Raw genomic sequence first — 26,366 nt, 5'->3', positions numbered from 1 at the left:
CACTACCTCAAGTTAAAGGTAGTGTATGGTTAGGCTTATATAAGTTCAAGTCAGTAGCGCCATATTTAGCAGGGCTAAAATCCACGACTCTGCGGATTAGCTCATCATTCTGCTCAGAATAGTGGAATAGAGCACCAATGCTACAATCACCAATACCAGTGCAACAGCAAATTTACTTAACCCCGCTTCTGCTTCAGGGGGATGCAGGCGATCTTCATCTGCAATTCGAACCAACTCGCCATTATAGAGTTTATAGAACTGCTCACGCTGATTGACGTCCAGAGCACGGGTAAAGTCATACACCTCTTTACGTTGTGCCAGTCCATAATTACCTAGATGCGTATATTTACTAAATATAGCGTCATCCAGTTTCTTGCGATGCAAATGTGCAAGTTCAAGGATTTGCCCAGCAGTTGGTGGCATATCAAAATTTACACCATCTAAAGTTCTTGTCATCATGGCTTTCTCCTTATTGTTTGATCTCTATTTACAATTTATCTTAATAATATTTATAAGTGTGTATAGTTTAGTCATGTAAACTATAACTAAAGTAAACGAATAAAATCGAATGGTTGACTTTTCCATTATTTTGTAATATTAGTTTAACAATACTAAGTTATATTTGTATTTAGACTGATTAGTCTGTCCTGTAATCATAATTAAAATTAAGGAGTTTTTATATGATACAACAACTCTCTCAACACGATCTGGAACATCTGTATGCAGATGCCGTGAATACCATCCAATCCCAAATGAACTTTGTGGATGCGGTAAAACAGCTTGAAGATGCAGCTCGTGCAGGTCATGGTAAAGCAGCGCTTTTTTTAGCAGAACTTTATTATCAAGGTTTCCGTGTAGAACGGGATTCACTCAAAGCGCAGTACTGGCAGAACATGGCCACCCTGCAAGCATAATGAAACGTCACCTAGGTGGCGTTTTTTTCAGCCCTTTTTTTTCGATAAATAGCAATAAATACATATTTTCTTACCAATCCTTGCAAAGCTGAAACAGTAATTACTTATAAAGTTCCTAGAATAAGGTCTGACATCCAATAGCACTTTATTCTAATGAAACCACGAAAAATTATTCAAATTGATCCGATCTGTAAAGAATCCCTTTTCAAGATCACCATGCTGAAATCTTTAAGGAATTGTGGCGAGCTATGGGGCGCATATCATAAAGGCTGGGCAATGATGCGTGATCAGGAAGACTGTATTTTCCCGTTTTGGCTAAATCCTCTCGATGCCAAAAATTATGCCCAGCAACATTGGCCTGATTATGCTCCGCGTAAAATCAATTCTGAAGATTTTGAAAATGCATTATTGCCGACCTTGTCGCGCCTGAATGTCACCCCAGCCCTGTGCAATACCAATGGCACCAGACTTAAACTGAGCACTGCACAGATGCGTCACCTATTTTTTTCACAACAAAGACTGCACATTGCGTAAATAACATGCTATTTATAAAGACTAAAACCTAAACACTTAGAGATGTTCAGGTTGAAGGCATACTCTAGGATTAATAATAAATTGACCAGTAAGGATGATGAAGCATGACCAATGTGGCACAGGTGCTGAATGAAAAAATGCATCAAGCTATTTATACCATCCGTCCAGATTCTACTGTTTTAGAGGCCATCACCTTGATGGCTGATAAAGGAATCGGGGCACTTGTGGTAACGCATGAAGATAACGTGGTAGGGATTTTGTCGGAGCGGGATTACACCCGTAAAATCGCCCTGATGCAAAGAACCTCTTTCGATACCACAGTCAATGAAATCATGACCTCTAAAGTGATTACCGTAAATACCTCGACGACTGTAGAAGACTGTTTAGCCTTAATGACTGAGCGCCATCTACGGCATCTGCCAGTGGTAGAAGATGAAAAACTGCTTGGTCTGATTTCAATCGGAGATTTGGTCAAAGCAGCAATGGATGACCAACGCAAACTGATTGATCAATTACAGCAATATATTTCAGGTTAAAAGCAGTTTAGTGTTTTTAAAAGATCTGAAACATGGCAAAAATCAAGTTTAAAGGCCCTTAATTTAAATAATAAAGTCATGACAAAGACGCAGATTTCACCTATAAAAAATCCCGGTACATGACCGGGATTTTTATATCAATATTGTCAGCGAACTTAATTTAAACCCAGTTTCTCTGCCACATAATCTGAGTCTTTATCACCACGCCCAGAAAGATTGACCACGATTTTGACTTCTTTTGGCAACTTACCCGCCTCACGAATCGCCCAAGCGACTGCATGTGAACTTTCTAATGCCGGCACAATACCTTCGACACGTGACAAGGTCATGAAAGCATCCAGACATTCCTGATCGGTCGCTGTGGTGTATTCAACCCGACCTAAGTCTTTAAGCAAACTATGCTGCGGACCCACCCCTGGATAATCCAGACCTGATGCGATCGAATGAACCGGCAAAGGTTCGCCCTGTTCATCTTCCAGCACATAGCAGGCCATACCATGCAATTGACTTGGTTTACCCAGTGTTAAGGTCGCCGAATGCATATCGGTGTCCAGGCCATGACCTCCCGGCTCTACGCCCACCAGCTTTACTTCCGGTTCATTTAAAAACGCGGTAAATGCACCCACTGCATTGGAACCACCGCCAACACAGGCCACCACATAGTCCGGGTTTGCACCAAAACGGTCATTACTTTGCACTTTGATTTCATCACCGATAATGGACTGGAAATCACGTACCATCATTGGAAATGGATGCGGCCCCACCACCGAACCAATGGCATAGATATAATTTTTCGGGTCTTTCAAGTATTCTTCAAATGCACTATCAACTGCATCTTTCAGGGTTGCTGTACCACGCGTCACAGAGATCAGGCGCGCACCCAGAATCTTCATTTTTACGACGTTTGGATGCTCTTTTTCAATATCCACCTGACCCATGTGAATTTCACATGGAATCCCAACCAAGGCACAGGCAGTTGCCAATGCGACGCCGTGCTGACCCGCACCAGTTTCTGCAATGACTTTGGTCTTGCCCATGTATTTGGCCAGCAAAGCCTCACCCAGACAATGATTGATCTTGTGTGCACCTGTATGATTTAAATCTTCACGTTTCAGATAAATCTGTGCACCGCCTAACTGATCTGACAGACGCTTGGCATGAAATAAAGGACTTGGACGACCCACATAGTTGGCAAACAGGTCTTTAAGCTCGTTTTGAAATTCCGGAGTATGGCGAATTTCCTGATATGCAACATTAATATCATCCATCGCCTGTTTAAGATCAGGCGGAATGAACTGACCGCCATAATTACCAAAGAAACCTGCTTCATTCGGTAATGCAATACCATTAATTTGATGATCCATAGCGATCCCTGAAAACTGGATTTAAAATAGAAATTGTGACTTCATCTTAAAGCGATTTTCATTAAAGCACTAATAACAATAGATAAAGTCACTGATAGAAAAATGGAATTAACGTGCCAAATATTTGGTCATATCCTCTATGCCTTTTAAGGTCATTGGAAACATATGGTTCTCAAAGATTTGCTTAATCAAACCAATGCTATGCGTGTAATGCCAATAATTTTCTTCTTCGGGATTGAGCCATGCGGTTTTATCAAAATGCTGACGTAGACGCTGCAACCAGACCTGTCCTGCTTCATCATTCATATATTCAACCGAACCACCGACCGAGGTGATTTCATAAGGCGCCATACTGGCATCACCAACCACAATCACCCGGTAATCACGGCCATAGGTATTGAATAAATCCCAGGTATTCATGCGCGAGCTGGAACGGCGGATATTGTCTTTCCAGACATAGTCATACAGGCAGTTATGGAAATAAAAATAGTCCAGGGTTTTAAATTCGGTTTTGGCTGCGCTAAACAGCTTTTCACACTGGGCAATATGCGAGTCCATCGAACCGCCGACATCAAACAGCATCAAGACTTTAATGCGGTTACGGCGTTCAGGCACCAGCTGTACGTCTAAAATACCCTGCTTGGCGGTTTCACGAATCGTGCCATCGATATCCAGCTCTTCGGCTGCTCCTTGACGCGCGAATTTACGCAAACGGCGCAGTGCCATTTGCATCTGGCGACTTCCCAGAATCTGCTCATCATCGAGGTTGCGATATTGACGCTGCTCCCAGACTTTTACCGCAGAGCGTTTCCGTCCCGGCCCACCAATACGCACCCCTTCCGGATGATCACCATAAGCACCGAAAGGCGAAGTGCCGCCGGTACCAATCATCTTGTTGCCACCCTGATGTTTTTTATGCTGTTCGCGCAAGCGCTCTTCCAGCATTTTCATCAGCTCTTCTAATGATCCGGCTTTTTTCAGCTCTTCGCGCTGTTCAGGAGTCAAATGCTTTTCAAGCAGTTCAAGATCGAACCAGTCTTTGGGCAGCTTATGCACCTGATTCAGCAGTTCATCCAGATCAAAGGTCGCGATACCATCAAAATAGTCTTTCATGGCGCGATCGAATTTGTCGAAATAGCGCTCATCCTTAACCATTACAGTTTTGGCCAGCTGATAGAACTCATCCTGATCGGCAAAGACCAGTCCAGCCGCAACCGCCTGATTCAAATCGATCAGCTCACGGGTTGAGACCGGTACGCCGTATTTGCGTAAGGTATAAAACAGTCGCACAAACATGCGTGTTTCTCCCTTAACGACGTGACATAAAGGCTAGACGTTCAAGCAACTGTACATCTTGCTCATTTTTGATCAAGGCGCCGTACAAGGGTGGAATCGCTTTGGATTTATCAGTATTGCGCAAAATATCTTCCGGCATGTCGTCGGCCATGAGCAGGCTGAGCCAGTCAATCAGTTCAGAGGTTGAAGGTGGTTTTTTTAAACCGGGAATCTGACGTAATTTGAAGAAGACCTGTAAAGCTTCATTCACCAATGTGGCAGAGATATTCTCGAAATGCACATCGATGATTTCGCGCATGGTGGCTTCATCCGGGAATTCGATATAGTGGAAGAAACAACGGCGCAGGAATGCATCTGGCAATTCTTTTTCATTATTTGAAGTAATGATGACGATTGGACGCTGGGTTGCAGTAATGGTCTCGCCAGTCTCGTAAACATAGAACGACATTTTATCGAGTTCATGCAACAAGTCATTTGGAAACTCGATATCGGCCTTGTCAATTTCATCAATCAGCAGAACACAGCGCTCTTCGCTAGTAAAGGCTTCCCACAGTTTACCCGGCTTGATGTAGTTCTTGATGTCATAGACACGGTCATCACCAAGCTGACTATCACGCAGGCGCGACACCGCATCGTATTCATACAGACCTTGCTGTGCCTTGGTCGTGGACTTGATGTGCCAGGTGATCAGCTTCAAGCCCAGGCTTTCTGCCACCTGTTCGGCCAATAAGGTTTTTCCTGTACCAGGTTCACCTTTGACCAGTAACGGTTTTTGTAAACTACGTGCGGCTTTAACTGCCAGCTTTAAACTGTCAGTCGCAATGTACTGAGCCGTACCTGAAAATTGTTGATGATCAGCAGACATGATTTAACCTTATTTTTTGCTTACAGCGGTGAACTTTTCTTGTGAACACGAAGATTGCCTTTGTTCGACACATAGGTCGACCAGCAATAGCCAATCACAGATCCAATCCCAATGACAAATAAAATAAGTGACGCATTAATCCAAATCAGAGCTTGCTCTTTGGTCAACACACCAAACAGCAAGCCAAAAATTGCAGGTGCGATAGAGGCATTCGGCCCCTCGGATACCGTCGGTGTCAATAGAATGGCAAAGCCTAAAATCCACAAAAAACCACCTAGCGGCTTAGGCAGTCGCTTGGTTACGCCATACCAGCACCATAAAGCAATCAGGCTGCCCAGCAGATAAACTGCAACAGCAATGCTCTGTTCAGGAATTGAGTCTAAGACAGCAACATAACCATTCATTTCACAACTCCTGAATTAACATTAAGCGCCACGCAATCCTTCTGGAGCGACTGCATTCGGATCAATCAAGCCTTCTGGCGGCATTTGCAAAAAGAAACCACGTGTAGCAATAGAATCCATCACATGCAATACATTGGCACGTGCCAGTTTACGCGATTCGCTCAGTTCAAGATGCATGACAAAAGTCGCACGTCCAAATGCGGCTTGTACGGGCTCAGACAATACGCTGAGTGGCTCGAATATTTCAGCTTCGCTTTCATCCGCAGGACGCGCCACATACAGATACATTTCACTTTTTTTGCTGGATTTGTAGATAGACACTTGCATGTTTCAAACGACTTTTCTGGAAAAACATCCGCAAGGATACATCAAAAAAAAGACAGAAACATTAGCCACGTCTCACGCATCAGTCGTGATTTTGTATAATTGCTCTATCTTTAACCAATCCTGCAAGTGATCACTCACTGACTTTCATCTGGGTCGATAAATAAGATTCATCCTGATGCAGCACCTGAATCAGTGGCTGGGTTAACAGTTCATAGCGCCAGCCCAGCAGATAATCCGGCAGATCCTGCTCATCCTTATGAAAGACCACATGCTGATACAAGGCATTCAGCCATTTTTTACGCATCAGCACTTCTTTTGGAATTGAGGTTTCATCGACTACATTTTGAATGATGTTATCGATCTTTTCGCCGATATCTTTGGAGGAGTGACGGATTGGACGCGCCAGACGTAACGGCCAGCTTTCCGGTTCCGGCAAGAATTTCAATAAATCTAAAATAGTTTTACCATGTTCACGAACCACATTTGAACGGATATCTTTGACTTGACTCAACTGGAAGTTATTGCGCGGGAACTTCTCGACCAGATCAATCATACTGACATTCTTTAAGATAAAACTACGTGGCTGATTCAGTGCTTTGGCAATCTGATCGCGCCAGACCATCAATTGCTGTAATTGCATCAGCTGACGGCGTGAATGGCGATAATTCCCCACATCCTGATATAACAAGGCCGTTGGTGTATCTTCACCAATTTCCTGAGTCAAGAAACGACAGTCTTGCAAGGCGAAATCCAGTAGGTATTTCGTATCCAGCTCTTGTTTGATTTTGTCAGACAGCTTGACCAGATAATGCACATCATTGGCCGCATAAAGTAATTGTTCTGAACTTAAAGGACGTGCCAGCCAGTTAGAACGGGTCTGGTCTTTTTCGATATCGACTTCCAGCATCTGTTTGAGCGCATTCTGATAGCTGACTTGCAGACCATGCCCCAGAAAAGACATGCCGACCTGGGTATCAAACACATTGGTCAGTGATTTCTTTTGGGTATAGTGATAAAGCAGATCAATATCTTCGCTACAAGCATGAAAAATATTCTGCTGGGCGTTAAAAACTTTATTGAAGAACTCAGTCAGATCCAGGGTGGTTCCATCCAGCAAATAGACCTTGTTGTCTACATTGATCTGAAACACACCCAGTTTCGGCCACAAAGTATCGACCTTGATAAATTCGGTATCCAACCCGTAAACAGAACTCTGATCCATCAGGTTCAGCACAGGGTATAAATCGTTTTGATGTTGAATAAATTGAAACATAAAGACTGAGTCTAAAATTAGATTCTCGATAGATCCATATTAACTGATCTATAGAATTTTTGTATAAAAAATAACGCTGATTCTGCTCTATCTAGCAAAAATACCCCTTATTTATTAGGCTCTAGATTTTAAATAATATCTTTTTTATATTAAAACTAACAAGATTTTTAAGTCTATCTTACTTCATGCGCATCCGGTTATGTACGGCCTGACTCAAGGTATGACTATCGACATATTCCAGTTCACCGCCCTGTGGTACACCTTGGGCAATTCGAGTCATCTGGATCGGCAGATGCTTGCTGGCTTCCACCAGATAATGTGCCGTGGCCTGACCTTCTACCGTCGCATTAGTAGCGAGAATGACTTCCTTCACCTGACCATTGGCCAAACGGTGCAACAAATACGGAATGCCAATTTCTTCAGGACCAATCCCATCGAGCGGTGACAAATGCCCGCCCAGTACATGGTATTTCCCTCTAAAGCTGCCACTTTGCTCAATCGCCATAACATCTGCAGGTGATTCCACCACACAGAGCAATTCATCATCACGATCTAGCGACGTACAGATATTGCACACTTCATCTTCAGTCAATGAATGACAAACCGAACACTCATGAATGTAGTTGGTCGCCTCAGTCAACGCATGCGCCAGACCAATTGCACCTTCACGATTTTTCATGATCATATGCAATGCCATACGTTGAGCCGATTTCGGCCCAACGCTTGGCAAAATGCGTAATGCTTGAACCAGTTGATCAAAACGATCACTAAACATTGCGCATTCTTCCTTAGAACATACCTGCCAGACCCGGTGGTAAACCCATACCCGAGTTTGCTGCTTTCATTCTTTCATCAGAGACCAATTCTGCCTGACGCGCAGCATCATTCATTGCAGCAGCAATCAGATCTTCGATCATGTCTGGATCATCCTGAAGTAATTCAGGGTTGATTTCGATACGCTTCACCACATTGCGGCAAGTCATGGTGACTTTGACCAAACCACCGCCCGCTTCGGCATGCACTTCAGTTTGTGCCAGCTCTTCTTTGGCTTTTTTTACATTGTTTTCAACTTCTTTTTGCATGCGCTGAGCTTGCTGCATCAACATATTAATGTTCATAAATATCTCCGAACATAAATTTATAAAATTAGATAAGATCTAAACCACGAGTAATATCACGAATAATATCACCAATCTCTTCTAAACCAACAGAAACACGAATTAAACCTTCGCGAATACCTGCTGCTTCTTTGGCTTCAGGCGATAATTTACCGTGTGTGGTGGTTGCCGGATGGGTAATGGTTGATTTCGCATCCCCCAGGTTACCGGTGATCGAGATAAACCGGGTATTGTCAATGACTGTCCAAGCGGCTTCACGACCGCCTTTCACCTCAAAAGACACAATGCCACCAAAACCCGTCTGCTGTTTCACTGCCAGCGCATGACCGATATGCGCAGGCAGACCGGCATAATAAACCTTCTCTACCTTTGGATGCTGATCCAGAAATTCAGCCAGTTGCTGCGCACTTGCTGAATGCTCACGCATACGTAAACGTAACGTTTCCAAGCCTTTCAGGAATACCCATGCATTAAACGGACTCATTGAAGGACCTGTGGTACGCACATAACCAAAGATTTCTTCCAGCAGTTTATGGTTTCCAACCACAGCTCCACCTAAGGCACGGCCCTGACCATCCAGATATTTAGTCGCAGAATACACCACCAGGTCTGCACCAAATTTGAGGGGTTGTTGTAACACTGGTGTACAGAAGCTATTGTCGATTGCCAGTAAAGCATCATTGGCATGGGCAATATCAGCCAATGCCTGAATGTCAGCCACTTCTGCAAGCGGGTTTGATGGAGATTCAACAAACAGTAATTTGGTTTCAGGCTGGATGGCATTTTTCCATGCATCAAGATCGGTCAAATCTACAAAATCGACACTAACCCCAAATTTTGCGACATATTTTTCAAATAGCGAAACAGTCGAACCAAAGACTGCACGTGAGCAGATGACGTGATCACCTGCTTTCAAAAAAGCCATGGTCACTGCCATAATGACAGCCATACCTGAACTGGTAGCAACGGCGCGCTCTGCACCTTCGAGTGCCGCCAGACGTTTTTCAAACATGGCAACGGTTGGGTTGGTAAAGCGAGAATAGATATTGCCCGGTTCCTGACCTGAAAATTTCGCAGCAGCTTCGGCGGCATTTTCATAAACAAATGACGATGTTAGAAAAATGGGTTCAGCATGCTCACCCTCAAAGCTACGGGTATGACCTATACGGATGGCTAAAGTTTCTAATTGATATGAAATATCGTCTTGCTGGCTCATCGCTCTACCTCAGCCCTAAGGCTGCCTTTTGTAAAAAATTGCCAACATTTTGAGCGCCTATGCTATTTCAGGTCAAGGCATAATAAGCAATTATTGCTTAGACTTCGATCAATCCTTCCCCGGATACGGATATTTTATTTACATGATTCAGTTAAAACAAAACTTTCAGCGCCAGCAAAAAAAATTGAAACATTTCAGTGCCCGGATGTTTAATGCCTCCTCTCTGATTCTGTCGCAAAAAACGCCTTTTGAATATATTGCCAGCACCGAGTTTTGCAAGATTCGCTATTACGCCTCACCCGATAAGAAATACAAGGAGCCGCTGGTATTTGTCGCCCCTCTCGCCATCAATATGGATATCTATGATCTGTATCCCTATCGTTCGCTGGTCAAGCATTTTCAGCATAGCGGTTTTGATGTCTATCTGGTGGAATGGAAACGTTTTAACTTTAGACATCGTCACTTAAACTTTTTGTCTTTTATTGATGCAGCCATTCCTCAATCTATTGAAACCATCTGCAAGCATTCGGACAGTCAGTTCATTTCCCTACACGGCTGGAGTATGGCTGGGGTATTTGTCACGCTTTATACCGCCTTGCATTCGCCTGAACATGTCAAAAATTTGATGGTCGTTGGCAGCCCCATCGACAGTTATGCATCAGGACGGGTCGGCAAACTGTTTTCGACCACCAATAAACTGATTTCTAAAAATAAAAATCTGCAACAGGCCATTCATCAGGGTCATATTCCAAAGCAATATATTCATACGCCCGGCATTGTAAATGCCTTGGGCTTTAAGTTACTGGATCCGATCGGCTGGCTGAAAAGCCAGAAGCAGTTTTTGCTGAATCTGGATCATGTCGAAAATGTCTATGAACATGCCACCATGGGAAATTTTCTGAATAAGATGATTGATTATCCGGGCGGGATTAATCAGGACATGGTCTTACATCTGTGGCTGCAAAATCCTTTAAAACAAGGTTCAATCACCTTAAATGGTCGTACTGTTGACCTTAAGAATATCAGCTGCTCGCTGTTGGTCGGTGCCGGCCAAACCGATCAGATTGTCACAGAACAGTCAGCTAAGCCTTTGATAGAATTGACAAGTAGCCAGGATAAGACGTTTACTCTGATTCCGGGTGGTCATCTGGGCCTGATGTCCAACCAGAAAACAGCCAATACGTTCTGGCCCAAAATGACGACCTGGCTGGCGCAGCGCTCTACACGTCTTGATGCTTAGCGCATCTGCGTCAGCATCGCCAAAAAACATTAAAATTTATTTACATATTCAGAGGATACAGCATGATTCAGTCAGTAGCATTTATCGGTTTAGGTGCCATGGGTTATCGTATGGCGGCACATTTACCCAAGCAGTTTGATACCGTCTATGTCTGGAACCGCAATTTTGACAAAGCAGAGCAACATGCTGCTGAATATGGCACCCAAGCCGTTACGCTAGAACAGGCCGTTCAGGCAGATATTATCTTTTCATGTTTGCCGACCAGTGCCGATGTAGCACAACTTCTGGAAAATTTGTCGCTTAAATCCGGCTCAGTCTGGGTCGACTGTACCAGTGGTGTACCGGATTCCGCGCAAACACTGGCAGCACAACTGGCTGAACGTGGTGCGATCTTTCTGGATGCACCGGTCAGCGGTCAAACCATTGGTGCTGAAAATGGCACCTTGACAGTGATGGTAGGCGGCGATGTCCAAGGTTTTGAAAAAGCCCTTCCCGCGATGCAGGCTTTTGGCACACTGATTAAGCATGTCGGTGAATCTGGCGCAGGTTTTGCAGTGAAAGCTGTGAATAATATGTTAATGGCTGTAAACCTGTGTGCGGTCGCAGAAGGCTTTACTACGCTGAAAGCACATGGAGTCAACCTGAATGAAGCACTGGATTGTATTAATGCTTCAAGTGGTAAAAGCATGGTGACCGAAACCGTATTACCACAGCGTATTTTAAATCGCAGTTTTCCTGTAACCTTTGCCCTGCCACTCTTGGCCAAAGATACCGGCATCGCAATCGATCTGGCGCGTGAGGCTAAACTGTCTGCGCCTGTGCTATCATTAACCCAGAATCTAATTCAGGCGGCCAGTGATCTATCGGATAAAAACAGTGATTTTTCCAGTGCCGTGAAAATGTATGAATCATGGAGTAATATTACCATCGAGTAATATCTCGCCATTGAATAATGATAACAAAACCTCATATTGTGACTAGTAGGCAGGCACATATAGTGGATAACCCAGAGGAAACTCGCATGAAGAAATTTTCTGTTGCAGCATTAATTGGCTTAGCAACTTTGTTCGGGGCTTCAACATCGGTTCTTGCATCTGAACAGGAATGCAAAAAATTGAAAAATGATCATGACGTGATTTATGCGTCTAAAGGATTCTGTTTTAAAGATCCAGAAGCAAAAGCGAAGTTCGGCAATGACAATTGCTATACAACCAAGCCAAAATTCTCGGAAAAAGAGCAACAGCGTCTTGACGTGATCAAAGATCGTCAGAAAGAATTGAACTGTAAATAATTCAATTCAATAACGCTCAAGGAATGTACTTATGACTTATGATGATCAGAATATTTTTGCACGAATTCTACGCGGTGAACTTCCTGCGATTAAAGTGTATGAAGATGACCAGGTTCTTGCATTTATGGACATCATGCCGCAAGCAGATGGTCATACTCTGGTCGTTCCGAAAGCACCAGCCATCACTTTACTGGATCTAGACCCTGAAGCTGCGGCCTATACGATTCAAATTGTACAGAAGGTTGCGAAAGCAATTGAAAAAGGTTTGGGCGTTGACGGCATTGTCCTGATGCAATTATCAGGTGCTGCTGCTGGTCAGACTGTACCGCATATTCATTTTCATCTGGTGCCGACTTCCCTGCACAACTTGGGTAAACATGCTGCCCAGATGGGTGATCAGGAAAAAATTAAAGTGCTGGCTGAAAAAATCAAAGCTGCACTTTAAGTTTAACTGAATAAAAAAATGGAGCTTCGGCTCCATTTTTTTATTCTACTTAAAGCATAACACTTTAGAAAAAAAAGCGAATCATTAAGATAATAGCAACCAAATTATCTTTAAATACAAAAAATTGAATGTGTAATATTACAAAACTTACAAAATACAACATTTAACAGATTTGAAATATTTCCTTAATCTTACTGTCTTATTTGTAATCGATACTTGGCACCAATAGAGCGGTACATGTTTCAACACATGACTGAAACTTGTTTTAAGACGATGAATAAAAAGTCTTTATTGGAGCAACACATGAAAAAAACGTTATCTGCATTAGCAATTGGGGCAACAATTTTAACACCAGTCATGGCAGCTGCTGCTGACGTTAAAATTTATGGTCGTGCACACGTTTCTTTAGATTATCTGGATGATGGTAAAGACTATAATGAAGTTGCTTTATCATCAAACTCGTCACGCCTTGGCTTTAAAGCTGAACAACAATTAGAAAATGGCATGACGGCTTTTGCTCAAATCGAACAACAAATTAACTTTTCAAGCGGCTCTGACGATGAAGAAGATTCTGTTAACTTCTCAACCCGTGATACTTTTGTCGGGGTTAAAGGTGACTTCGGTCAGGTAAAAGTCGGTCGTTTTGACAGTCCATTTAAAGCAGCCCGCGGCCCTGCTAACTTTTTTGGTGACCAAGTTGGCGACTTACGTAACGTCACGCGTGCCTACAACCATCGTTTTGATGAGCGCAACCCGAATACCATTGAATATAAAACGCCTAAATTTGGTGGCGGTTTCACTGCAACAGCAGCCTTGTCTTTACATGATGGCACCATGATCAGCAATGATACGACTGAAGAGACCAATGAAAAGTCTCAAGCCTATGACCTAGGCCTAAACTACAAGGCAGGCAACTGGGATATAGCAGCCGCTTACGAGCATTATGCTGAAGATGTTAGCCGAGGAGAACGTGATGGTATCCGTTTAGCAGCTGCATATAAACTGACCCCAGAATTAAATGTGGGCGCGCTTTATCAGTTCACTTCTCTTGATGATGGCAGCGGCACCAATGCAGATGCAAATGTTTACGGAATCGGTGCGGACTATAAACTTACAGACAAAAATACCCTTAAAGGCCATGTATTCCACCGCGATGTCGATGCCAGTGAAGCCAGTTCCACCTTGCTCGCGCTGGGTCTAGAACACCGACTTGATAAACAGTTCCGTGTATATGGCAATATTGCTGCCATGTTAAATGATGACAGTGCCAACTTAACGCCATGGTCACAGGCGCGTAGTAACAAGGCAGGTTCATCTCAAGGTGTCAATGCAGCTGGTGAAACTGCACTTGGACTGTCAGTCGGCATGCGTTACGACTTCTAAGTCCAACAACCCTCATAAAGCTGAAACAACATGTTTTAGGTATTACGCATTAAGTAAGACACATAAGACACCTTCAAAGATCCCTACGCGGGATCTTTTTTTGCTCATTGTTATTCCATTAAACAGCCTAAAAATGCTTGTATTCAAGTTATTCATCAAGAATATTTTTTAATAACTCCTTATTAAGAAGCTCCCATTTATTCAGTATAAAAACCTACTAAAATAGTTTGATTAATTCAACCTTATATTTAAAGACAATCATTTTAATGAACTTAATAACAATTAAAAAACATTAATCCAACTAAAACAATCGACATTAAAATATAAATATAAGCATTTTAGTCGGATTTAAAATCCAATAAATTTACACAAAATAATACAAAATATTTAGAATAATTTTTAACTCATGAAAATATATAATCATTATATTCATATACTTATAAATATATATTTACTTAAACTGTATTGTCTATTTATTTTATATTTACAATTGGTTAATAATATATAACAAACCATATAACAGGCTTGTTCGAATGAGCTTAGTTCCCAAAAATCTAAACCAAAAAGTGGTGAGAGAAATAACCGCTATTTTAATTATCAAAGTTATTTTGCTTATGATTATTAAAAATATCTGGTTTGACGCACCTACTATTCCTAAAAATTTTGACAATCAAGTCGCCGAGCGTATTGCCGGCAATCCTTCCCAAATCCAGGAGACACGTTGATGATTTCTGAAAGCGTGGTCGATCTCTCGCGGTTCCAGTTCGCCATGACCGCGATGTATCACTTTATTTTTGTTCCACTCACTTTAGGTCTGGCTTTTCTGCTTGCCATCATGGAAACCACTTATGTGATTTCCGGCAAAGAAATCTATAAAGACATGACCAAGTTCTGGGGAAAACTGTTTGGTATTAACTTCGCCTTGGGGGTGACCACAGGTCTGACCATGGAGTTCCAGTTCGGAACCAACTGGGCTTATTACTCGCATTATGTTGGTGATATTTTTGGTGCACCGCTGGCGATTGAAGGCCTGATGGCCTTCTTCCTTGAATCGACTTTCATCGGGCTGTTCTTCTTTGGCTGGGATCGCCTGTCCAAAGTGCAACATCTGGCAGTCACCTGGCTAGTCGCTTTGGGTTCGAACATGTCCGCGTTATGGATTCTGGTCGCCAATGGCTGGATGCAAAACCCGGTCGGTTCGGCATTTAACTATGAAACCATGCGTATGGAAATGGTGGACTTTGCTGCCCTGATCTTTAATCCGGTCGCTCAGGTTAAATTCGTGCATACGGTATCCGCCGGTTATGTCACGGGTGCTATTTTCGTACTGGCTATTTCAAGTTTCTACATGCTGAAGAAACGCGATCTGCCTTTTGCACGTCGTTCTTTTGCCATTGCTGCCATCTTCGGGCTTGCGTCTACACTTTCAGTGATTTTACTGGGTGATGAATCAGGTTATGAGCTGGGCGATGTCCAAAAAACCAAACTTGCGGCGATTGAAGCAGAATGGGATACGCATCCTGCACCAGCAGCATTCACCTTATTTGGGATTCCAAATGCAGAAACCCAAACCACTGACTATGCGATCAAGATTCCTTATGTGATGGGTCTGATTGCAACCCGCTCCACCACTGAACAAGTGACCGGAATTAAAGATCTGATTGCTCAGCACGAACAGCGGATCCGTAACGGTATGGTGGCGTATGAACAGTTAGAGCTGCTCCGTGCAGGAGATAAATCACCTGAGCTTAAAGCGGCTTTTGATGAATCACAAAAAGACCTCGGTTATGGCTTGCTGCTGAAGAAATATACGCCAAATGTGGTGGATGCGACTGAAGCACAAATTAAAGCTGCGGCGGCAGACACCATTCCACATGTACCAAGCCTGTTCTGGGCATTCCGCGCCATGGTGGGTTCTGGTTTCTTGATGCTGCTTCTCTTCATTCTGGCAACTGTTGCAGTCGCAAAACGCAATGCTGAAAACAAACCTTGGTTATTGAAATTTGCCTTATTTGCGCTTCCTTTACCTTGGGTGGCTGCACAAACCGGCTGGTATGTGGCAGAGGTCGGTCGTCAACCATGGACGATTGGTGAAGTCTTACCGACGCATCTTTCAGCATCTAGCTTAAGTACTGGCGATGTATGGGGTTCAATTATTGCCTTGGCAGCGTTCTATACCGTGTTACTGATTATTGAAATGTACCTGATGATCAAGTTCTCGCGCCTTGGACCAAGCTCCCTACATACCGGTAAATACCACTTTGAAAAGCTTGCCGCTGCAGAAAAAGCAAATGGGGAGACTCAAGCATGATCGAATATGAATTGCTCAAAATAATTTGGTGGGTGCTGGTTGGCGTATTGCTGATTGGTTTCGCCCTCACCGATGGCTTCGATATGGGTTCCATGGCAATCATGCCATTTGTGGGCAAAAATGATAACGAGCGCCGTGCCGCGATCAACACCATTGCCCCACACTGGGACGGCAATCAGGTCTGGTTTATTACGGCAGGTGGTGCTTTATTTGCCGCCTGGCCAATGGTTTACGCAACTGCCTTCTCTGGCATGTACTGGGCACTCTTACTGGTACTGTTTGCCTTATTCTTGCGTCCGGTCGGCTTTGACTATCGCTCAAAACTGGAAAATACTAAGTGGCGTACGTCTTGGGATTGGGGCCTGGCTGTAGGCGGTGCGGTTCCGGCATTGGTTTTTGGTGTTGCGTTCGGCAATATGTTTCTGGGCGTGCCTTTTACCTTGGATGAAACTGTACGCTCTACCTACACAGGTAGCTTCTTTGCCCTGCTAAATCCATTTGCAATTGTATGTGGTCTGGTCAGTTTATCGATGTTATGCGCACATGGTGGTGCATGGCTGATGCTGCGTACCGATGGTGACTTACGTCAGCGCTCTGCCAAAGCGACACAAATCATGGGTCTGGTCTACTTGGCGACTTTCCTTGCTGCGGGTGCATGGTTGTATTTTGGAAACATCCAGGGTTATAGCCTGGTGATGCCTTTTGACACCAATGGTGTTGCCAACCCATTAGCAAAAGAAGTACTGACCAATGCCAATCCGGGCTGGATGAACAACTATTCGATTTATCCAATTACAATGGCAGCTCCAATTGCCGGCATTCTAGGGGGATTCATCATTGTACTGGCTGCAGGTAAAAACAAGGCTGGCTTGAGCTTCCTGGGTTCTTCTCTGGCAGTCGTCGGGGCAATCTTGACTGCCGGTTTTGCCCTGTTCCCGTTCCTGATGCCATCCAGCTTAAATCCGACTGTCAGTCTGACCATGTGGGATGCGGTATCCAGTAAAAATACCTTAACCGTGATGACCGTTGCGGCAGGTATCTTTGTTCCATTGATCCTGATCTATACCACTTGGTGTTATTACAAGATGTGGGCCGTGATTACCAACAAACATATTGAAGACAATTCACACAGCCTGTATTAAGGCTGTGCACTAAGGAGACAAAATTATGTGGTATTTTGCCTGGATTCTGGGTGTACTTATGGCGTGTTTTGCCAGTGTGATTGCTGCAATTTATATGGAACAACACCAAGACCTGGATGAGGAATAAAATATGACCGAAGCTGCGCTTGAGAAAACCGTTGTAGACAAGAAACCAAACAAATTTGCGATGATGATTTCCTGCCTGCTGGCTTTTCCTCTCGCCGCAGTGTTATTGGTTCATCCCTCTGCAATGCTGGATGCCAACGGTGAATATAGCCATAGTGCCATGATGTATATCATGATTGGTATTTCTGGAGGCTTTGTACATGGTGTCGGTTTCGTACCTCGCCACTGGTTCTGGAAATGGCTATTTAGTCCATTTTTGGCTTGGCCTTTGATGATCTGGGGCTATTACACCTGGTTTTTCAGTTAAGTTTTAAGACGAAAGAAGCCCTCGATTGAGGGCTTCTTTATATCGTTTATCCATTTCTGCTTTTTGTTGTACGCTTATATCACTCTGCATTTGGAAGCAATTTCCACATTGAGCATGAATGTAATGAAGATACTTTTCTTTACCCGCATGTCTTAACAATATTTGTAAAACCGGAACACATCCGACTTTTAGAATAATTTATCGATGGGTATGAATCGACATCACAATTCCCATACCTGCGAGCATAGAAATCACCGCCGTTCCGCCATAACTCATGAGCGGCAATGGGTCTCCAGTCACCGGCAAGATACCACTCACCATGCCCGAGTTTAAAAATACAAAGAAGAAAAAGGTCAGTCCAATAGCTCCGGCATATAAACGTCCAAAATTATGAAAACTGTTTAAGCCAATCATCAAACAACGAATAATAATGGCAGTAAATAAACTGAACAGCAGAAAAACACCAATAAAACCGAATTCTTCGGCATAGGTCGACATAATAAAGTCGGTATGATGCTCGGGCAGATAACCCAAATGCGATTGTGTCCCTTCAGTATAACCTTTGCCTGTGGAACCACCTGAACCAATGGCGATTTTGGACTGAATGATATTCCAGCCTGCACCCAATGCATCCGACTCCGGATCAAACATCGTGGTAATACGTTTCTTTTGATACTCTTGTAGTACGAACATCCATAAAACTGGTGCTGCCACAGCCAGTGCTGCTGCCGCACCAACAATCAGACGCCACGACATCCCGCTTAAAAACAAGACAAAAACACCCGGAACCACCAAACCAATATTCAAATCAGGTTGGAGTGCAACCAAAACAAATGGTATAGCCAGTAAAATTAATGCACCGACAATATGTACAAATTTGGGAGGAAATGGCTTACGTGCAAAATACCAGGCCATCATCAAAGGCATGGCAAATTTCATCACCTCACTCGGTTGCATACTCCCAATACCAGGCAAAGTAATCCAACGCGTTGCACCCAGGCGTTTTTCACCAATCACAAACACCAAGAGCAGCATGAATATGCCAAAGGCATACAGGTAGGGACTGATCGCCTGATAGACTTTCGGTGGAATCTGCGCACAGATAAATAGCAGCACAAAACCAATCCCGAAACTGATCGCCTGACGAACAACCATCCCGGAATCTTCAGAGGTCGCGCTATACACCACCATCAACCCCAGGATTGCATTGAGAACCAGAAAGCACAACAACCAGGGATCAAGGTGCAACTTGGTCCACCGGGAGGAATCTTGCGGGTTAATACTACGTCCATCACGCAAAGAATGACGTAAAAACCGATACTGCTGTGAAGGTATCATTGGCCAAAAGGTGAAAAAGAATGATGGCAAAATTATAAGTGAAAGCTATAGGGAATAGATCGCTATAGCCAGATTTATTCTGCTTTTATTTAAATTTTATCGAATATATTTTTAAGCCTGAGCTTGTAAAATCAGCTTGGCCAGTTCCAGATCATCCGGATAGGTAATTTTAATATTATCGGAACGCCCTTGCACCACACTCACCTGCTCACCGATATGTTCCAGTGCGCTGGCTTCATCGGTAATGTTAGCACCATCCTGCAAAGCCTGTTCAATCGCCCGTTTTAATGTGCCCAGCTTGGCCATTTGCGGCGTTTGTGCCTGCCAGAGCATGGAGCGATCCACCGTTTCCTCAATATCAGAACCGGTGACTACACGCTTAAGTGTATCTCGTACCGGAATCGCCAGAATCGCAGCCCGATCCTGTGCAATTGCCGTATTGACCAACTGTTGAAGACAATCCAGACTGACACAAGGGCGTGCCGCATCATGCACCATGATCCAGTCATCTTCAGAGGCCATTGCAGATAAATAATTTAATGCATTCAGCACCGAATTCACTCGCTCTGCGCCGCCCAAACAAAAATGTGCTTTTTCCAGATCGGAAAATGGCAGAGTTTTTGCGACATTGTCCTGTGTACCAATCGCCAATACATAACCAGTCAAAGGCAATTGATTCAGACGTGCAACGGTATGTTCAAGAACAGTTCGTTGTTGAAGCGTCTGATATTGCTTGAGTTCTGTTTTAGAAAAACGGCTACCTGAACCTGCAGCAGGAAGAATGACCCATAATTTACGGGGTATTTGTTGGCTCAGGTGACTCATTGGTTCGCAGATCTACTTTAGAATTTGGATTAAGATAGATGGGTTTATATTGAGTACTGATCGTGCTCATTTGAATAAAAGTTTCACGTGGCTTAATCAGGCCAAGATCTAAACGCGCATGTTCTTCGATGGCTTCAATACCATTCTTTAAATCGTAGACTTCTGCCGCCAGAACGCGATTACGTTCTTTCAGCTCATCATTCAATTCCATTTGCTGCTGGATTTTCTGGGTCAGCTGCTGATGATCATGATAACCACCTTCACCAAACCAGTATAAATATTGAAACCCTGCGATCAAAATGATCGCAAGGCCCAACAGTACTTTACTCGCAGTCGAGTCGAATACATTTAACATTGACATAAGTCGCTTAGTTCAAACCTTTAAACTCAGCTTTACCGCGATATGCAGCATTAGTCAATTCTTCAATACGAAGTAACTGATTATATTTCGCTACACGGTCAGAACGGCAAAGTGAACCGGTTTTGATTTGACCTGCTGCTGTACCTACTGCAAGATCCGCAATGGTTGAATCTTCAGTTTCACCTGAACGGTGTGAAATCACAGTAGAGTAACCATTTTCTTTGGCAAGATAGATCGCATCTAAAGTTTCAGTCAAGGTACCGATCTGGTTATATTTGATCAGGATCGAGTTACCTACTTTTTCGTTGATACCACGTTGCAGGATTTTAGGATTCGTTACGAACAGGTCATCACCTACCAACTGGATCTTGTCGCCAAGAATCGAAGTCAGGTAAGACCAGCCTTCCCAATCCGACTCATCCAAACCATCTTCAATTGAAATAATTGGGTATTGGTTTACAAGGCCAGCCAAATAGTCAGAGAACTGGTTGCTGGTGAACGCTTTGTTGCCTTCGCCCGCAAGAATGTACTGACCATTTTTGTAGAATTCTGAAGATGCACAATCCAGCGCCAGCATAATGTCAGAACCTGCTTTGTAGCCAGTTTGACCAATTGCTTCAAGAATAACCGTGATTGCTTCTTCGTTAGAACGAAGGTTTGGTGCGAAACCACCTTCATCACCCACAGCAGTGTTTAAACCTTTTTTGTTTAAAACTGATTTTAAAGAATGGAAGATTTCAGCGCCAGCGCGTAAAGCTTCAGAGAATGAAGTGAAGCCCACTGGCTCAATCATGAATTCTTGAATATCAACGTTATTGTCTGCATGTGAACCACCATTGATGATGTTCATCATTGGTACAGGCATGGTCAAAATCGAGTTGTTGCGAAGGTCTGCAATATATTGAAAAAGAGGAATTTTCTTTTCATCAGCAGCAGCGCGTGCAGCAGCCAAAGATACAGCTAAAGTTGCGTTTGCACCCAGTTTTTCTTTGTTTTCAGTACCGTCTAAAGCAATCATCGTGTTATCGATGTCTTTTTGTTCGAATACAGATTTACCAAGCAAAGCATCACGGATTAAGGTGTTTACATTATTTACCGCAGTTTTAACACCTTTACCTAAGTAACGTGCTTTATCGCCATCACGAAGTTCTAAAGCTTCACGAGAACCAGTTGAAGCACCAGATGGTGCACATGCACGGCCAACTACGCCAGATGCTAAGATTACGTCTGCTTCGATGGTAGGGTTACCACGAGAGTCCAAAATTTCACGTGCACGAATGTCAACGATTTGGCTCATGAACTATTCCTCAGTTGATTAATATGAGCTGCCTTTAGGGCAGCGCAAGAGTGATAAACTCAGTGTGTATCTAACTTTTCGAAACCTTTGACCAAGGTATCCAATTCTTTTAGCTGTGCCAAGAAAGGCTCAAGTTGAGACATGCGCAATGCACATGGGCCATCACACTTGGCTTTCTCTGGATCAGGATGTGCTTCCAGGAACAAACCTGCAAGACCGGTTGCCATACCTGCACGCGCCAATGTGGTAATCTGGGCGCGGCGTCCGCCAGCAGAATCGGCACGGCCACCTGGAGTTTGCAAGGCATGCGTCACATCAAAGAACACAGGCACATTCATTTCTTTCATGATATCGAAGCCCAGCATGTCTACAACCAGATTGTTATAGCCAAATGCTGAACCACGCTCACAAATGATCAGTTTGTCATTTCCTGCTTCCAGACACTTATGCAAAATATGACGCATTTCGTGTGGTGCAAGGAATTGTGCTTTTTTGATGTTGATGATGGCATCGGTTTTTGCCATGGCTTCCACCAGATCCGTCTGACGACTCAAGAAAGCCGGCAGCTGGATAATGTCCGCCACTTCTGCAACAGGCGCCGCCTGGTACGGCTCGTGTACATCAGTGATGATTGGCACATTAAAGTGTTTTTTAATGTCAGCTAACCACTCGAGACCTTTGTCGAGGCCTGGGCCACGGAACGAGTTCAAGCTTGAACGGTTGGCTTTATCAAAGCTGGCCTTGAACACATAGGGAATACCCAAACGTGTACAAATATCGACATAAGTCTCAGCGATCTCAAAAGCCAAGTCTTTAGATTCAAGTACATTCATTCCGCCGAATAATACAAATGGCAAATGATTTGCCATTTGTATATCGCCCAAACGTACAATTTCTTGTGGTTTTAATTGCGACATTTAAACTTCCTAGTTGTGTCCTACACACCGATTATTGAGTTTTTTGGTACTGCTTTTTCGCAGCATCAATGAAACCGGCAAATAATGGATGACCTTCACGTGGTGAGCTGGTAAATTCCGGGTGGAATTGTACCGCAATAAACCAAGGATGTTGAGGAATTTCAACTGTTTCTACCAGATGCTGTACCGGTGAATAACCAGAAATCTTCATGCCTTTTTCTTCAAGCAATGGGATATAACGGTTGTTCATTTCGTAACGGTGACGGTGACGCTCAATGATTTCTTCAGAACCATAGATTTCAGCTGTTTTTGTGCCTGCAACCAGTTCAGATTTTTGAGCCCCTAGACGCATGGTGCCACCCAAATCAGAGTCAGCAGAACGTTGCTGAACTTCACCGCGCTCATCTAACCATTCAGTGATCAAGCCAATCAATGGAGATTTGGTCGAACGGTTAAATTCAGTCGACGTTGCATCGCTAATGCCCACAACATTACGTGCATATTCGATTACAGCCAACTGCATACCTAAGCAAATACCAAGGAAAGGTACACCGTTTTCACGTGCGAATTGAATCGCCTGCATTTTGCCTTCAGTACCACGTTCACCAAAACCACCTGGAACCAGAATCGCATCGGCATCTTTCAATACTTCGTTCACGTCCTGGCTTTCAAGTTCTTCTGCATTGACATAGTCAATTTGGACTTTAACGCGGTTTTTCACCCCGGCATGTAAAAGTGCTTCGTTCACAGATTTATACGCATCTGGAAGTTCTACATATTTACCGACCATCGCTACACGAACGGTGTATTCTGGGTTCAATAATGCTTCTACCACGTTATCCCAATCGGTTAAATCCGCTTCAGGAAGGTCGTTATAACCAAAACGTTCGCAGATTAAATCATCAACATTCTGTTCGTAGAAAGTACGTGGAATCTGATAGATCGAACGTGCATCTTTACATACCACAACGGCACGTGCTTCAACGTTGGTAAATAATGCAATTTTACGGATAGTATCTGCATCTACATCGTACTCGGTACGGCAGATGAGAATGTCTGGCTGAATACCAATCGACAGAAGTTCTTTAACAGAGTGCTGTGTTGGTTTGGTTTTTAATTCTGCTGCAGACTTAATGTATGGGAGTAACGTTAAGTGCATTAACATGGTACGTTTATGACCAAGTTCAACCATTAGCTGACGTACAGATTCCATGAATGGGAGAGATTCAATGTCACCTACTGTACCGCCGATCTCTACAATCGCAACATCATAGCCTTCGCCTGCACGCAGGACACGCTCTTTGATATTGTCAGTAATGTGTGGAATAACTTGCACAGTACCACCCAGATAGTCACCACGGCGTTCTTTGTTCAGAACATCTTGGTAAACACGACCTGATGTGAAGTTATTCAGTTTGGTCATTTTCGCACGACGCAAGAAACGTTCGTAGTAACCCAAATCTAAGTCTGTTTCAGCACCGTCTTCTGTAACAAAAACTTCACCATGTTGGAATGGGCTCATCGTCCCTGGATCGACATTAATGTATGGATCCATTTTTACCATGGTCACTTTTAAACCACGAGCTTCTAAAAGTGCAGCAACAGAAGCAGCTGAAATACCTTTACCTAGTGATGAAACTACACCACCAGTAACGAAAATAAAATGGGTCATTGGGTTTCTCGTACAATCGAGCCTAAATCGGCCTGCAATGTTGCGCAATTTTACTTTACCTTGTACCTAGAAAGCAAAGTCAATCCGCATCAATTCAAAGAACAATAAACAATTGACTATTCTAACAGCAATTCCAATAAAAAATTACTGTAAGTTCATATGATTTCTATCTTGTAATTTGCTGCTATAATAGTGTAATCCCCTCCACACTTTTCTGTTTGATGCAATGATGATGAAGAAATTTTTACTCTGTACCGTAATCCTGACTGGCCTGAGCTTGACTGCGTGTGTAAAAAAAGAAGCACCTAAAGAAGAAGAACAAGTTGAGGTTAATCCAGCACCTGAAGTTGTAACGCCTGAACCAGCACAATTTGAACCGCTTGAGCCGGTAGAAGAAGCGGTAATTGAAGAAGTTCCAGAGACAACTGTGGAAATTCAACGTGAACAGACAGCTAACACGACGACTGAAATTCGTCGTGAAGTGAAGAAGCCTGAACCTGTTGAAGCTACACCAGCTCCAACAAGAACGCCGTCAGAAAACAATCCAGCTCCAGAGCCTTCAAAACCTGCAGCAACGCCTAAATCAAACTCTGATTCAAACAAATCTGAAGAAGACGCTGTGGCTGATGCCATTGCAGCAGCGATGCCAGCGCTTGATTAATCAAGAGAATTCATCAAAAAACCCAGCTTTTGCTGGGTTTTTTTATTACTCTTTTTTAAGCAGATGTCGGTGCAGAATTACGAGACAAGTGCATCAAATAGTCTGCCATTAATCGCGTAGCCCACGATTCTGTTTGCATCAGACCTTGATAAAATCCGCAATGACTGCCTTTTTTGGTGGTAATCACCATGATATTCGACATTGCCCGAATTTTTTCTTTATAAGGTTCCAGATTCTGGATATGACACACCGGATCATCTTCCGCATTTAAAATCATTAATGGAACTTTAATGTTTTCAAATACATAAATTGGATTCGTGGCCTTACTATAACTCTCATAGTCTGAAAAACCGGCCAGTTGATAATAACGCTGTTCAAACTCCGATAAGTCTTTTACCTCCAGCAATTGCTTCCAGGAAGGATAAATTTGCCAGGTTTCCTGATAAGGATGAATAAAGCGTTTGATTAGTTTTTTGGCCATGACTTTGCTATAAAACGGATGTACATGGGCAAATCCGGTTTCGGTGTTATAGCCTGGACATAAGGCAAAAGCCGCTTTTAACGGTGTTTGTGATCCCTCTTCTCCGAGATAACGCACCAGCAAGCCTGTACCCGCAGAAGATCCGACCCCATACAGCTCAGACTGAGGAAATCTATCCTGTATATACAGCAGTTGTTCACGTAGATCTTGGGTCGAGCCGAACAGGTTCATTTTAGCTACAGGCATGGGCAGGTCTGCATGCCCACGGCGCAAACACAAGGCCACTCGCCAACCGGTATGTTTATGCAGATCCTGTACCAGTTCACGCATCGACTCTGGAGAGCCGGTGATGGTATGTAATAAGACAATGGTCGGTGTATTTGCTGGCAAATCCAGCCCATACCAGGCAATACCGGTAATCCCGCCATCCGACATTTTTAGCTGTTCAAGTACATCATATTTAAGTTTAATCGTATGTTTTTTAATAAGATCCAAATATAGAATATGTGCGTGTGCATTGGCTAACCACGGCGTAGGACGATATTTTTGTTGCAGCTGCGGTAAGCGTTCAATGAGTCCTGAAAAAACACCATTTGGATGGTAATACAGGGTCGGTTCATCTGCGCCACTGAAGCGATCCAGATATTCACTGGACAGCTGACCCAATTTTTTAAGCAACATTTTCATCTGTCATCCTCTCTAGTTCGACTAGCTGTGATTTA

General features: G+C 43.5%; 31 protein-coding genes. 14 read left to right on the top strand and 17 right to left on the bottom strand.

Annotation, left to right across the window (positions count from 1 at the left end; translation table 11 throughout):
• Positions 1-96: 96 nt before the first annotated feature.
• Positions 97-456, bottom strand: coding sequence for a hypothetical protein (locus LOZ91_RS07180; protein WP_035337940.1), 360 nt, complete (start codon positions 454-456; stop codon positions 97-99).
• A gap of 224 nt (positions 457-680) precedes the next feature.
• Here LOZ91_RS07180 and LOZ91_RS07175 point away from each other — a divergent pair, with 224 nt between their 5' ends.
• The 3 genes from LOZ91_RS07175 to LOZ91_RS07165 all read left to right on the top strand — a co-directional run bounded on the left by LOZ91_RS07175 (position 681) and on the right by LOZ91_RS07165 (position 1,984).
• Entirely contained in the window at positions 681-914 is a 234-nt protein-coding gene (locus LOZ91_RS07175) for a hypothetical protein (RefSeq protein ID WP_005097069.1), read from the top strand.
• Between the two features lie 153 nt (positions 915-1,067).
• Complete coding sequence (locus LOZ91_RS07170; RefSeq protein WP_005097070.1) at positions 1,068-1,448, top strand: DUF2750 domain-containing protein; 381 nt, start codon at positions 1,068-1,070, stop codon at positions 1,446-1,448.
• Between the two features lie 104 nt (positions 1,449-1,552).
• Positions 1,553-1,984: a CBS domain-containing protein gene (locus LOZ91_RS07165; RefSeq protein ID WP_005097071.1), complete on the top strand. Its 432-nt coding sequence runs from the start codon at positions 1,553-1,555 to the stop codon at positions 1,982-1,984.
• 155 nt (positions 1,985-2,139) lie between these two features.
• Here LOZ91_RS07165 and trpB read toward each other — a convergent pair whose 3' ends face one another.
• The 9 genes from trpB to LOZ91_RS07120 form a co-directional block, all read right to left on the bottom strand.
• Positions 2,140-3,348: a tryptophan synthase subunit beta gene (gene trpB, locus LOZ91_RS07160; protein WP_244782894.1), complete on the bottom strand. Its 1,209-nt coding sequence runs from the start codon at positions 3,346-3,348 to the stop codon at positions 2,140-2,142.
• A 108-nt stretch (positions 3,349-3,456) separates the two neighbouring features.
• Positions 3,457-4,644, bottom strand: a complete 1,188-nt coding sequence (locus LOZ91_RS07155; protein ID WP_100535609.1) for a VWA domain-containing protein — start codon at positions 4,642-4,644, stop codon at positions 3,457-3,459.
• Between the two features lie 13 nt (positions 4,645-4,657).
• Complete coding sequence (locus LOZ91_RS07150; RefSeq protein ID WP_005097074.1) at positions 4,658-5,509, bottom strand: MoxR family ATPase; 852 nt, start codon at positions 5,507-5,509, stop codon at positions 4,658-4,660.
• A gap of 20 nt (positions 5,510-5,529) precedes the next feature.
• The gene (locus LOZ91_RS07145; RefSeq protein WP_074383190.1) at positions 5,530-5,913 is read right to left on the bottom strand and encodes a hypothetical protein; all 384 of its coding nucleotides are present in this window, start codon (positions 5,911-5,913) and stop codon (positions 5,530-5,532) included.
• Positions 5,914-5,934: 21 nt separating this feature from the next.
• On the bottom strand, positions 5,935-6,240 hold the full coding sequence (locus LOZ91_RS07140) for a YcgL domain-containing protein (RefSeq protein ID WP_159138294.1): 306 nt from the start codon (positions 6,238-6,240) through the stop codon (positions 5,935-5,937).
• Between the two features lie 130 nt (positions 6,241-6,370).
• Positions 6,371-7,513, bottom strand: a complete 1,143-nt coding sequence (locus LOZ91_RS07135; protein ID WP_005097077.1) for an HRDC domain-containing protein — start codon at positions 7,511-7,513, stop codon at positions 6,371-6,373.
• Between the two features lie 178 nt (positions 7,514-7,691).
• Positions 7,692-8,288: a recombination mediator RecR gene (gene recR, locus LOZ91_RS07130; RefSeq protein ID WP_004278698.1), complete on the bottom strand. Its 597-nt coding sequence runs from the start codon at positions 8,286-8,288 to the stop codon at positions 7,692-7,694.
• A gap of 13 nt (positions 8,289-8,301) precedes the next feature.
• Entirely contained in the window at positions 8,302-8,631 is a 330-nt protein-coding gene (locus tag LOZ91_RS07125) for a YbaB/EbfC family nucleoid-associated protein (RefSeq protein WP_004731251.1), read from the bottom strand.
• 28 nt (positions 8,632-8,659) lie between these two features.
• Complete coding sequence (locus LOZ91_RS07120; RefSeq protein ID WP_244782892.1) at positions 8,660-9,847, bottom strand: O-succinylhomoserine sulfhydrylase; 1,188 nt, start codon at positions 9,845-9,847, stop codon at positions 8,660-8,662.
• Between the two features lie 142 nt (positions 9,848-9,989).
• Between LOZ91_RS07120 and LOZ91_RS07115 the strand changes: the two genes are divergently transcribed.
• From LOZ91_RS07115 to LOZ91_RS07070, 10 genes are all read left to right on the top strand, one after another.
• Positions 9,990-11,087 carry an alpha/beta fold hydrolase gene (locus LOZ91_RS07115; protein WP_100355327.1) on the top strand — a complete coding sequence of 366 codons (1,098 nt, stop codon included), beginning with the start codon at positions 9,990-9,992 and terminating at the stop codon, positions 11,085-11,087.
• A 62-nt stretch (positions 11,088-11,149) separates the two neighbouring features.
• Positions 11,150-12,022 carry an NAD(P)-dependent oxidoreductase gene (locus LOZ91_RS07110; protein WP_005097081.1) on the top strand — a complete coding sequence of 291 codons (873 nt, stop codon included), beginning with the start codon at positions 11,150-11,152 and terminating at the stop codon, positions 12,020-12,022.
• A gap of 86 nt (positions 12,023-12,108) precedes the next feature.
• Entirely contained in the window at positions 12,109-12,378 is a 270-nt protein-coding gene (locus LOZ91_RS07105; RefSeq protein WP_005170626.1) for a YARHG domain-containing protein, read from the top strand.
• 31 nt (positions 12,379-12,409) lie between these two features.
• A complete protein-coding gene (locus LOZ91_RS07100) occupies positions 12,410-12,823 on the top strand; it encodes an HIT family protein (protein ID WP_244782890.1) in 414 nt (137 codons plus the stop codon).
• 303 nt (positions 12,824-13,126) lie between these two features.
• Positions 13,127-14,206 carry a porin gene (locus LOZ91_RS07095; protein WP_100357030.1) on the top strand — a complete coding sequence of 360 codons (1,080 nt, stop codon included), beginning with the start codon at positions 13,127-13,129 and terminating at the stop codon, positions 14,204-14,206.
• Positions 14,207-14,739: 533 nt separating this feature from the next.
• Positions 14,740-14,931, top strand: a complete 192-nt coding sequence (cydP, locus tag LOZ91_RS07090; protein WP_005170617.1) for a cytochrome oxidase putative small subunit CydP — start codon at positions 14,740-14,742, stop codon at positions 14,929-14,931.
• Positions 14,931-16,517: a cytochrome ubiquinol oxidase subunit I gene (locus LOZ91_RS07085; protein ID WP_005170615.1), complete on the top strand. Its 1,587-nt coding sequence runs from the start codon at positions 14,931-14,933 to the stop codon at positions 16,515-16,517. The genes cydP and LOZ91_RS07085 overlap by 1 nt, the downstream gene beginning before the upstream one ends.
• A complete protein-coding gene (cydB, locus tag LOZ91_RS07080; protein ID WP_005170612.1) occupies positions 16,514-17,659 on the top strand; it encodes a cytochrome d ubiquinol oxidase subunit II in 1,146 nt (381 codons plus the stop codon). The genes LOZ91_RS07085 and cydB overlap by 4 nt, the downstream gene beginning before the upstream one ends.
• 25 nt (positions 17,660-17,684) lie before the next feature.
• Complete coding sequence (gene cydX / locus LOZ91_RS07075; protein ID WP_004278713.1) at positions 17,685-17,786, top strand: cytochrome bd-I oxidase subunit CydX; 102 nt, start codon at positions 17,685-17,687, stop codon at positions 17,784-17,786.
• 3 nt (positions 17,787-17,789) lie between these two features.
• On the top strand, positions 17,790-18,092 hold the full coding sequence (locus LOZ91_RS07070) for a cyd operon YbgE family protein (protein WP_005170606.1): 303 nt from the start codon (positions 17,790-17,792) through the stop codon (positions 18,090-18,092).
• Positions 18,093-18,290: 198 nt separating this feature from the next.
• Here LOZ91_RS07070 and rodA read toward each other — a convergent pair whose 3' ends face one another.
• The 6 genes from rodA to LOZ91_RS07040 all read right to left on the bottom strand — a co-directional run bounded on the left by rodA (position 18,291) and on the right by LOZ91_RS07040 (position 24,502).
• On the bottom strand, positions 18,291-19,430 hold the full coding sequence (gene rodA, locus LOZ91_RS07065) for a rod shape-determining protein RodA (RefSeq protein WP_074383200.1): 1,140 nt from the start codon (positions 19,428-19,430) through the stop codon (positions 18,291-18,293).
• Between the two features lie 111 nt (positions 19,431-19,541).
• Entirely contained in the window at positions 19,542-20,255 is a 714-nt protein-coding gene (ispD, locus tag LOZ91_RS07060) for a 2-C-methyl-D-erythritol 4-phosphate cytidylyltransferase (protein WP_005097091.1), read from the bottom strand.
• On the bottom strand, positions 20,224-20,616 hold the full coding sequence (locus LOZ91_RS07055) for a septum formation initiator family protein (RefSeq protein WP_005097092.1): 393 nt from the start codon (positions 20,614-20,616) through the stop codon (positions 20,224-20,226). Before LOZ91_RS07055 ends, ispD begins: the two co-directional genes overlap by 32 nt.
• A gap of 7 nt (positions 20,617-20,623) precedes the next feature.
• Positions 20,624-21,913 carry a phosphopyruvate hydratase gene (eno, locus tag LOZ91_RS07050; RefSeq protein WP_005097093.1) on the bottom strand — a complete coding sequence of 430 codons (1,290 nt, stop codon included), beginning with the start codon at positions 21,911-21,913 and terminating at the stop codon, positions 20,624-20,626.
• Positions 21,914-21,972: 59 nt separating this feature from the next.
• Positions 21,973-22,830: a 3-deoxy-8-phosphooctulonate synthase gene (gene kdsA, locus LOZ91_RS07045; protein ID WP_005106657.1), complete on the bottom strand. Its 858-nt coding sequence runs from the start codon at positions 22,828-22,830 to the stop codon at positions 21,973-21,975.
• A 31-nt stretch (positions 22,831-22,861) separates the two neighbouring features.
• Entirely contained in the window at positions 22,862-24,502 is a 1,641-nt protein-coding gene (locus tag LOZ91_RS07040; protein ID WP_005097095.1) for a CTP synthase, read from the bottom strand.
• A 226-nt stretch (positions 24,503-24,728) separates the two neighbouring features.
• Between LOZ91_RS07040 and LOZ91_RS07035 the strand changes: the two genes are divergently transcribed.
• A complete protein-coding gene (locus tag LOZ91_RS07035; RefSeq protein ID WP_005097096.1) occupies positions 24,729-25,163 on the top strand; it encodes a hypothetical protein in 435 nt (144 codons plus the stop codon).
• A 55-nt stretch (positions 25,164-25,218) separates the two neighbouring features.
• On the opposite strand, the gene LOZ91_RS07030 is transcribed toward LOZ91_RS07035, so the two are convergent.
• Complete coding sequence (locus tag LOZ91_RS07030; RefSeq protein WP_005097097.1) at positions 25,219-26,331, bottom strand: alpha/beta fold hydrolase; 1,113 nt, start codon at positions 26,329-26,331, stop codon at positions 25,219-25,221.
• Positions 26,332-26,366: the final 35 nt, after the last annotated feature.

It is taken from the genome of Acinetobacter sp. F-1 (assembly GCF_022869025.1).
GTDB classification, from domain to species: Bacteria; Pseudomonadota; Gammaproteobacteria; order Pseudomonadales; family Moraxellaceae; genus Acinetobacter; species Acinetobacter pseudolwoffii.
The sequence above is the reverse complement of the archived record's forward strand: the minus strand, read 5'-3'. Positions and strand labels throughout refer to the sequence as shown.

Excerpts from the sequence above, each read along its gene's own strand:
- LOZ91_RS07180 (WP_035337940.1), bottom strand. The coding sequence starts at position 456 with ATGACAAGAACTTTAGATGGTGTAAATTTTGATATGCCACCAACTGCT.
- LOZ91_RS07175 (WP_005097069.1), top strand. The coding sequence starts at position 681 with ATGATACAACAACTCTCTCAACACGATCTGGAACATCTGTATGCAGAT.
- LOZ91_RS07170 (WP_005097070.1), top strand. The coding sequence starts at position 1,068 with ATGAAACCACGAAAAATTATTCAAATTGATCCGATCTGTAAAGAATCC.
- LOZ91_RS07165 (WP_005097071.1), top strand. The coding sequence starts at position 1,553 with ATGACCAATGTGGCACAGGTGCTGAATGAAAAAATGCATCAAGCTATT.
- trpB (WP_244782894.1), bottom strand. The coding sequence starts at position 3,348 with ATGGATCATCAAATTAATGGTATTGCATTACCGAATGAAGCAGGTTTC.
- LOZ91_RS07155 (WP_100535609.1), bottom strand. The coding sequence starts at position 4,644 with ATGTTTGTGCGACTGTTTTATACCTTACGCAAATACGGCGTACCGGTC.
- LOZ91_RS07150 (WP_005097074.1), bottom strand. The coding sequence starts at position 5,509 with ATGTCTGCTGATCATCAACAATTTTCAGGTACGGCTCAGTACATTGCG.
- LOZ91_RS07145 (WP_074383190.1), bottom strand. The coding sequence starts at position 5,913 with ATGAATGGTTATGTTGCTGTCTTAGACTCAATTCCTGAACAGAGCATT.
- LOZ91_RS07140 (WP_159138294.1), bottom strand. The coding sequence starts at position 6,240 with ATGCAAGTGTCTATCTACAAATCCAGCAAAAAAAGTGAAATGTATCTG.
- LOZ91_RS07135 (WP_005097077.1), bottom strand. The coding sequence starts at position 7,513 with ATGTTTCAATTTATTCAACATCAAAACGATTTATACCCTGTGCTGAAC.
- recR (WP_004278698.1), bottom strand. The coding sequence starts at position 8,288 with ATGTTTAGTGATCGTTTTGATCAACTGGTTCAAGCATTACGCATTTTG.
- LOZ91_RS07125 (WP_004731251.1), bottom strand. The coding sequence starts at position 8,631 with ATGAACATTAATATGTTGATGCAGCAAGCTCAGCGCATGCAAAAAGAA.
- LOZ91_RS07120 (WP_244782892.1), bottom strand. The coding sequence starts at position 9,847 with ATGAGCCAGCAAGACGATATTTCATATCAATTAGAAACTTTAGCCATC.
- LOZ91_RS07115 (WP_100355327.1), top strand. The coding sequence starts at position 9,990 with ATGATTCAGTTAAAACAAAACTTTCAGCGCCAGCAAAAAAAATTGAAA.
- LOZ91_RS07110 (WP_005097081.1), top strand. The coding sequence starts at position 11,150 with ATGATTCAGTCAGTAGCATTTATCGGTTTAGGTGCCATGGGTTATCGT.
- LOZ91_RS07105 (WP_005170626.1), top strand. The coding sequence starts at position 12,109 with ATGAAGAAATTTTCTGTTGCAGCATTAATTGGCTTAGCAACTTTGTTC.
- LOZ91_RS07100 (WP_244782890.1), top strand. The coding sequence starts at position 12,410 with ATGACTTATGATGATCAGAATATTTTTGCACGAATTCTACGCGGTGAA.
- LOZ91_RS07095 (WP_100357030.1), top strand. The coding sequence starts at position 13,127 with ATGAAAAAAACGTTATCTGCATTAGCAATTGGGGCAACAATTTTAACA.
- cydP (WP_005170617.1), top strand. The coding sequence starts at position 14,740 with ATGAGCTTAGTTCCCAAAAATCTAAACCAAAAAGTGGTGAGAGAAATA.
- LOZ91_RS07085 (WP_005170615.1), top strand. The coding sequence starts at position 14,931 with ATGATTTCTGAAAGCGTGGTCGATCTCTCGCGGTTCCAGTTCGCCATG.
- cydB (WP_005170612.1), top strand. The coding sequence starts at position 16,514 with ATGATCGAATATGAATTGCTCAAAATAATTTGGTGGGTGCTGGTTGGC.
- cydX (WP_004278713.1), top strand. The coding sequence starts at position 17,685 with ATGTGGTATTTTGCCTGGATTCTGGGTGTACTTATGGCGTGTTTTGCC.
- LOZ91_RS07070 (WP_005170606.1), top strand. The coding sequence starts at position 17,790 with ATGACCGAAGCTGCGCTTGAGAAAACCGTTGTAGACAAGAAACCAAAC.
- rodA (WP_074383200.1), bottom strand. The coding sequence starts at position 19,430 with ATGATACCTTCACAGCAGTATCGGTTTTTACGTCATTCTTTGCGTGAT.
- ispD (WP_005097091.1), bottom strand. The coding sequence starts at position 20,255 with ATGAGTCACCTGAGCCAACAAATACCCCGTAAATTATGGGTCATTCTT.
- LOZ91_RS07055 (WP_005097092.1), bottom strand. The coding sequence starts at position 20,616 with ATGTCAATGTTAAATGTATTCGACTCGACTGCGAGTAAAGTACTGTTG.
- eno (WP_005097093.1), bottom strand. The coding sequence starts at position 21,913 with ATGAGCCAAATCGTTGACATTCGTGCACGTGAAATTTTGGACTCTCGT.
- kdsA (WP_005106657.1), bottom strand. The coding sequence starts at position 22,830 with ATGTCGCAATTAAAACCACAAGAAATTGTACGTTTGGGCGATATACAA.
- LOZ91_RS07040 (WP_005097095.1), bottom strand. The coding sequence starts at position 24,502 with ATGACCCATTTTATTTTCGTTACTGGTGGTGTAGTTTCATCACTAGGT.
- LOZ91_RS07035 (WP_005097096.1), top strand. The coding sequence starts at position 24,729 with ATGATGATGAAGAAATTTTTACTCTGTACCGTAATCCTGACTGGCCTG.
- LOZ91_RS07030 (WP_005097097.1), bottom strand. The coding sequence starts at position 26,331 with ATGAAAATGTTGCTTAAAAAATTGGGTCAGCTGTCCAGTGAATATCTG.